Origin of the sequence: Candidatus Protofrankia californiensis (genome assembly GCF_900634765.1) — a bacterium.
GTDB classification, from domain to species: domain Bacteria; phylum Actinomycetota; class Actinomycetes; order Frankiales; family Frankiaceae; genus Protofrankia; species Protofrankia californiensis.
Genome location: NZ_CAAAFT010000378.1, coordinates 1 through 5382, shown reverse-complemented (window position 1 = coordinate 5382; position 5382 = coordinate 1). Strand labels below are relative to the sequence as shown.

General features: G+C 68.7%; 6 protein-coding genes. 2 read left to right on the top strand and 4 right to left on the bottom strand.

Going from position 1 to position 5382, the window contains the following annotated elements; translation table 11 throughout:
• Positions 1 to 64: 64 nt before the first annotated feature.
• On the bottom strand, positions 65 to 712 hold the full coding sequence (locus DD1DGNOD_RS19360; RefSeq protein WP_131767878.1) for a DUF3043 domain-containing protein: 648 nt from the start codon (positions 710 to 712) through the stop codon (positions 65 to 67).
• The gene (gene nadA / locus DD1DGNOD_RS19355) at positions 712 to 1944 is read right to left on the bottom strand and encodes a quinolinate synthase NadA (RefSeq protein ID WP_131767877.1); all 1233 of its coding nucleotides are present in this window, start codon (positions 1942 to 1944) and stop codon (positions 712 to 714) included. The genes DD1DGNOD_RS19360 and nadA overlap by 1 nt, the downstream gene beginning before the upstream one ends.
• 470 nt (positions 1945 to 2414) lie before the next feature.
• Here nadA and DD1DGNOD_RS19350 point away from each other — a divergent pair, with 470 nt between their 5' ends.
• Entirely contained in the window at positions 2415 to 2798 is a 384-nt protein-coding gene (locus DD1DGNOD_RS19350) for a HesB/IscA family protein (protein ID WP_131767876.1), read from the top strand.
• A gap of 365 nt (positions 2799 to 3163) precedes the next feature.
• Positions 3164 to 4147 (top strand): carbohydrate kinase family protein, encoded by a 984-nt coding sequence (locus tag DD1DGNOD_RS19345; RefSeq protein WP_131767875.1) that lies wholly within the window; start codon positions 3164 to 3166, stop codon positions 4145 to 4147.
• A gap of 150 nt (positions 4148 to 4297) precedes the next feature.
• Here the strand turns inward: DD1DGNOD_RS19345 and DD1DGNOD_RS19340 are convergent, their stop codons facing one another.
• Positions 4298 to 4579: a sulfurtransferase TusA family protein gene (locus tag DD1DGNOD_RS19340; protein WP_131767874.1), complete on the bottom strand. Its 282-nt coding sequence runs from the start codon at positions 4577 to 4579 to the stop codon at positions 4298 to 4300.
• Positions 4580 to 4690: 111 nt separating this feature from the next.
• Positions 4691 to 5382, bottom strand: a 692-nt coding sequence (locus DD1DGNOD_RS19335; protein WP_131770757.1) for a cysteine desulfurase family protein, incomplete at its 5' end; no start/stop codon positions are given.

The window sequence follows — 5382 nt, the reverse complement described above, 5'->3', positions numbered from 1 at the left end:
GCTGCGGATCTGTGAAACTGCGGATCTTGCGGGTCCGCGGGCCTGCGGCCGCGGGCCCGCAAGATCACCGAGCCTGGCCTGCGCGTGTCACCCGGGGTCGGGGCATCCGCCAGCGTGCGGGCAGGAGCGCCCGTTGCACCGAGTAGGCGCGGACGCGGACACGCGAGTCCGGGTATTTTTCCGCGACCCGGCGGCCGACTCGACGGACCAGTACCAGCGAGTCGACGACCACCGCGAGGATACCCAGCACCATCAGACAGGTGGTGATCAGCCGCACGTACGTGTTGGGGACGATGCCGCCGACGAAGTACACCGCGGCGGCGGCGAGGAAGAACGGTCCCACGTTCCTGCGGGTGTCGACGAAGTCCCGGGCCAGTACGCGTTCGGGGGCACGCTCGCGTGGCGGCAGCTTGTTGACGTCACCCGAGAGCATCGCCGCCCGGTGCTCCCGGGTCGTCCGGCGGCGCTCCTCGCGGGAGCGTGCCCGGGCTTCCTTGCGCGAAGCCGGGGTCGTCACGGCGCCGCCGCGGGCGCGCGCCGCCCGCGCCTCACTGCGCTTCGGGGTGGGACGCCCCTTTCCCGATCCGTTTCCCGACCCGGTCGGGGTACCCGAGCCGTTCCTGCGATCGGCGGCGGGAGCAGGCTCGGCCGGGACCACCGGTGCGTCCGCGGGATCGTTACGGGCGGGCGTGTGTCGCTTCAACAGTGCCATCAGGGCAACGCCAGCATCTGGTCAAGGGCCTTCCGGGCGTACGCCGCGACGTCGGGGTCGACCGTGATGCGGTTGACCGTCTCGCCGCGGACAAGGGACTCAAGAGCCCACACGAGGTGGGGTAGATCAACACGGTTCATGGTGGAGCAGTAGCACACCGTACGGTCCAGGAAGACGATGGTCTTGTCGGGGTGCCGGTTGGCCAGTCTTTGTACCAGGTTCAGTTCGGTGCCGACGGCAAACGTGGAGCCGGGCGGGGCCTCGTCCACCGCCTTGATGATGTATTCCGTCGAGCCGACCAGGTCCGCGGCGGTCACGACCTCGTGCTGGCACTCGGGATGCACCAGCACGGTGACGCCGGGTATCCGGGCGCGGACGTCGTCGACGCAGGCGCGGCTGAACCGGCCGTGCACCGAGCAGTGTCCCCGCCACAGGATCATCCGGGCGTTCCGCAGCTGTTCCTGGGTGAGACCGCCGCCGGGCCGGTGCGGGTTGTAGACGACGCAGTCGTCCAGTGACATCCCCATCTCCAGCACGGCCGTGTTGCGTCCCAGATGCTGGTCGGGCAGGAACAGCACCCGTTCGCCGCGGCGCTGCGGCCCGAACGCCCACTCCAGCGCCCTGCGGGCGTTGGAGGACGTGCAGATCGTGCCGTTGTGCCGCCCGGTGAATGCCTTGATGGCGGCCGAGGAGTTCATGTAGCTCACCGGGACGGTGCCCTCGGCGAGGCCCGCGTCCGCGAGCGTCTCCCAGGCCTGCTCGACCTGTTCGGCCGCGGCCATGTCGGCCATGGAGCAGCCCGCGGCAAGATCGGGGAGGATCACCTGCTGATGGTCGCCGGTGAGGATGTCGGCGCTTTCGGCCATGAAGTGCACGCCGCAGAAGACGATGTGCCCGGCCTCGGGCCGGGCGGCGGCCTGCTGGGCGAGTTTGAACGAGTCACCGGTCACGTCGGCGAAGGCGATGACCTCGTCCCGCTGGTAGTGGTGACCGAGTATGAAGACGGAGTCACCGAGCGTCTCCCTGGCCGCTTTGGCCCGCTCGACGAGCGTCGGGTCGGACGCTGGTGGCAGCGCGCCGGGGCAGTCGACCCCGCGCTCGCTGTCCGGATCCGAGCCGCGTCCCAGCAGCAGCAGTTCCAGCGGCCCGGTCAGGGGCCGTGGGCGTGGCGTGACCGGAGGTGTTCCCGGCGATGTGACGCCGACGCGTTCGAGCGCGGGATGGATCGTCATGCTCGCTCCTCCGGTCGGTCGACCGGCTGTCTGCGCGGTCTGGCCGCACGCATGGGGACGTATGGTCGGTAAGACTCTAACTCGCGATACGGCCTTGTGTCCGCACTTGCCGGGACCTTGTGCCGCACTGCCTGGGACGAGTTCGCGATCACAGCTGCGTGCCGTGTGCTTGGTCGTCCGGGGACGTCCTGCGTACGATGGGAAGGCAATCGCGGCGGGCGGTGTTCCACGTAGGTGCGTGTGACGGCTTGCGGGTGACGGCTGCTGTCGCGGTGGTACGAACGGCGACCTTGCATGAAGGGTGGCGTCGCGGGCATCCCATGTTGTTGCCTACAGTGATGCACACGTATTGCGAGTAGACGAATACCGGGCATCCCTGCACACGTAACTGACCGGCCGAAGGAGGAGCGACCGTGGTTGCTGTCGCGACTCCCCACGCCCCAGGGAATACTCACTAGGGAGCAGCCTCCATGACAGTCCAGGACACGACGACCGATACGGCGACCGACGTGGACGCAGCGACTCGTCCGAGCACCGTCATCCTGACCGACGTGGCCGCGAACAAGGTGAAGAACCTGCTCGAGCAGGAGGGGCGTGACGATCTCCAGCTTCGGATCGCCGTACAGCCCGGCGGCTGCTCCGGCATGCGCTACCAGCTCTTCTTCGACGAGCGGCAGCTCGACGGCGACGTCCTCCTCGACTTCTCCGGCGTCAAGGTCGCGGTCGACCGGATGAGCAGCCCGTACCTCGGCGGGGCGACGATCGACTTCGTTGACACGATCGAGAAGCAGGGCTTCACCATCGACAACCCGAACGCGGCGGGTTCCTGCGCCTGTGGCGACTCCTTCCACTGATTCGTGGCGTTCCGCCGATCGTTTGCGGCGTTCCACTGATCGTGGTGCCGCGGTGCGGGTAGCGGCAGGTACCCAAGGCCACACCGGCTGACGGCGTCCGTTCGGCGTGGCGTTGGTTGTGACGTCCGGTCCGGCTGGGACGACCGGTCGGACCGGACGTCTGTCAGGTCTATGTATCCCGCGTGTCCTGTGTTCTGTCTGCCTGTATTCCTGCGCGGACGGCTGGTTCGTGCCCGTGTTGCCCGTGTGCCCGTGTGCCCGTGGTCTGGCCAGGAGCGACTGTAGGACTGTAGGGACGCGGGCCGGACGGGCGCCGCCGTGCAGATGCGGCAGTTTCGGACGATGGCCAGGTAGAATCACGCATCGTGCGTATAGCCGTTACGGGTTCCATCGCGACCGATCACCTTATGCGCTTTCCAGGGCGGTTCGCCGAGCAACTGCTCGCCGACCAGCTGGACCGGATTTCCCTGTCGTTCCTCGTTGACGACCTGGTCATTCGGCGTGGGGGAGCGGCCGCCAACATCTGTTACGGGCTTGGGCGGCTGGGTCTGCGTCCCGTCCTCGTCGGAGCGGTGGGCGAGGATTTCGCCGATTACCGGTCCTGGCTCGACCGCAACGGAGTTGACACGGACTCGGTATATGTGAGCGAAATTGCTCACACCGCCCGTTTCGTATGTACCACTGACGATGACCTCTGTCAGATTGCGTCCTTTTACCCCGGCGCGATGAGCGACGCCCGGCTGATCGAGCTGCGCCCGATTGCCGAGCGCCTGGGCGGCCTGGACCTGGTGGTGGTCAGCCCGAACGACCCTGACGCGATGCTTCGCCACACCGACGAGTGCCGGGAACGGTCGATTCCCTTTGCCGCGGATCCCTCACAGCAACTCGCCTGGATGGATGGGCCGCAGATTCGCCGGCTGGTGGACGGCGCGGCCTGGCTGCTGTGCAACGACTACGAAAAGGGTCTGCTGGAGAGCAAGACCGGGTGGTCGGACGCGCAGGTACTCCAGCGGGTGGGCGCACGGATCACGACGCACGGCGCGGACGGTGTCGCCATCGAGGTCGCGGGGGAGGCGCCGATCCGCGTGCCGGTCGTGCCCGCCCGGGTCACACCGGATCCGACCGGCGTCGGGGATGCCTTCCGCGCGGGTTTCTTCGCGGGGCGCGCGTGGGAGCTGTCGCTGGAGCGCAGCGCGCAGCTCGGCTGCCTGCTCGCCACGCTGGCGCTGGAGACCGTCGGGACCCAGGAGTACGAGACCACCCCGAACGACGAGCTGGTCAAGCGGTTGTCGGAGACCTACGGAGCGGACGCCGTCGCGCAGATCGCACCGCACCTGCCGACCGGTTGACACCTGCCCACGGGTTGACCCGGGTCGGGTTGGCCGGTGAACGCTCGGGCGGGAACCGGCATCGGGCCGGCGGCCGGTCGGACGCGCTCGGCCGGATGTGACTGGCCGGACATGCTGCTTGGCGGGACGTGACTGGTCGGACGCCTTCGGTCAGGTGAGACGGCGGACGAGGTAGGCCGTCCCACCCATGGGCAGCGCCCGGGTCATGACCAGCTCCTGAGAGCGCATGCGACACCAGGCGGGCACGTCCAAGTCTGCGGCCGGGTCGTCCGCCCACAGAGCCAGGGTGGCGCCGAGGTCGATCTCGCCGATGCGGCGAGCAAGTTCGATGATCGGTAGCGGGCATCGCCGTCCACGCGCGTCCACGATGAACTTCGCCGCGTCCCACCGGGTATCGCGGTCGCTGCCGCCGGCCGTGTCGTCGGTTCTCATGTCGCTGCTCGTCATGGCATCCGTCGTACAGTTTGTCGTGCCGCCTGGCATGTCGTCCGTCGTGTTGCCTGTCATGTCGTTTGCCGTGCTGTCTGTCTGTCATGTGGTTTGTCACAGTCCGGCGACCCCGGCCCGTTCACGGATGCGGGCGACCGCGTCCGGCAGGACCGTCAGCAGGGCGTCCACGTCCGCGGTGTCGGACTCCCGGCCGAACGACACCCGGATGTTCCCCTGCGTCAACGCACCCATCGCGGCGAGCACATGGCTCGGGGTGAGCGTGTCGGAGGTGCAGCTGGAGCCGCTGCTGACCGCGATGCCAGCCCGGTCCAACTCGTGCAGCAGCGACTCGCCGTCGACATAGAGGCAGGAGAACGTGAGTAGGTGCGGCAGCCGTCCGGCCGGGTCGGGGTCACCGAGCACCTCGACGTCGGGCACCAGCCGGGGCAGCCGGGTCCGCAGCCGGTCCACATAGCCGGCGAGGCGTGGTGCCTCGGCGGTGATCTCGGCGGTCCGGGCGTGCAGGGCCGCGGCCGTCGCGACGATTCCCGCGACGTTGGGGAAACCGGCGACCCGACCGCCCTCGCGTTCATCCGCGGGCAGCGGGTTGACCCACCGGCGACCCGTCCGCACTACCAGGATGCCCACGCCCGCCGGTCCGCCGAACTTGTGTGCGCTGGCACTGAGCAGGTCAGCACCCAGCGCCGTGACGTCCACCGGTATCCGGCCGAGCGACATGGCCGCGTCCACGTGCAGCGGGACGCCTGCCGCGCGCAGCAGATCAGCGACCGCGGCCACCGGCTGGA

Bases quoted from the DNA above. Each gene is read 5' to 3' on its own strand.
- DD1DGNOD_RS19340 (WP_131767874.1), bottom strand. From the start codon at position 4,579: ATGAGAACCGACGACACGGCCGGCGGCAGCGACCGCGATACCCGGTGG.
- DD1DGNOD_RS19350 (WP_131767876.1), top strand. From the start codon at position 2,415: ATGACAGTCCAGGACACGACGACCGATACGGCGACCGACGTGGACGCA.
- nadA (WP_131767877.1), bottom strand. From the start codon at position 1,944: ATGACGATCCATCCCGCGCTCGAACGCGTCGGCGTCACATCGCCGGGA.
- DD1DGNOD_RS19360 (WP_131767878.1), bottom strand. From the start codon at position 712: ATGGCACTGTTGAAGCGACACACGCCCGCCCGTAACGATCCCGCGGAC.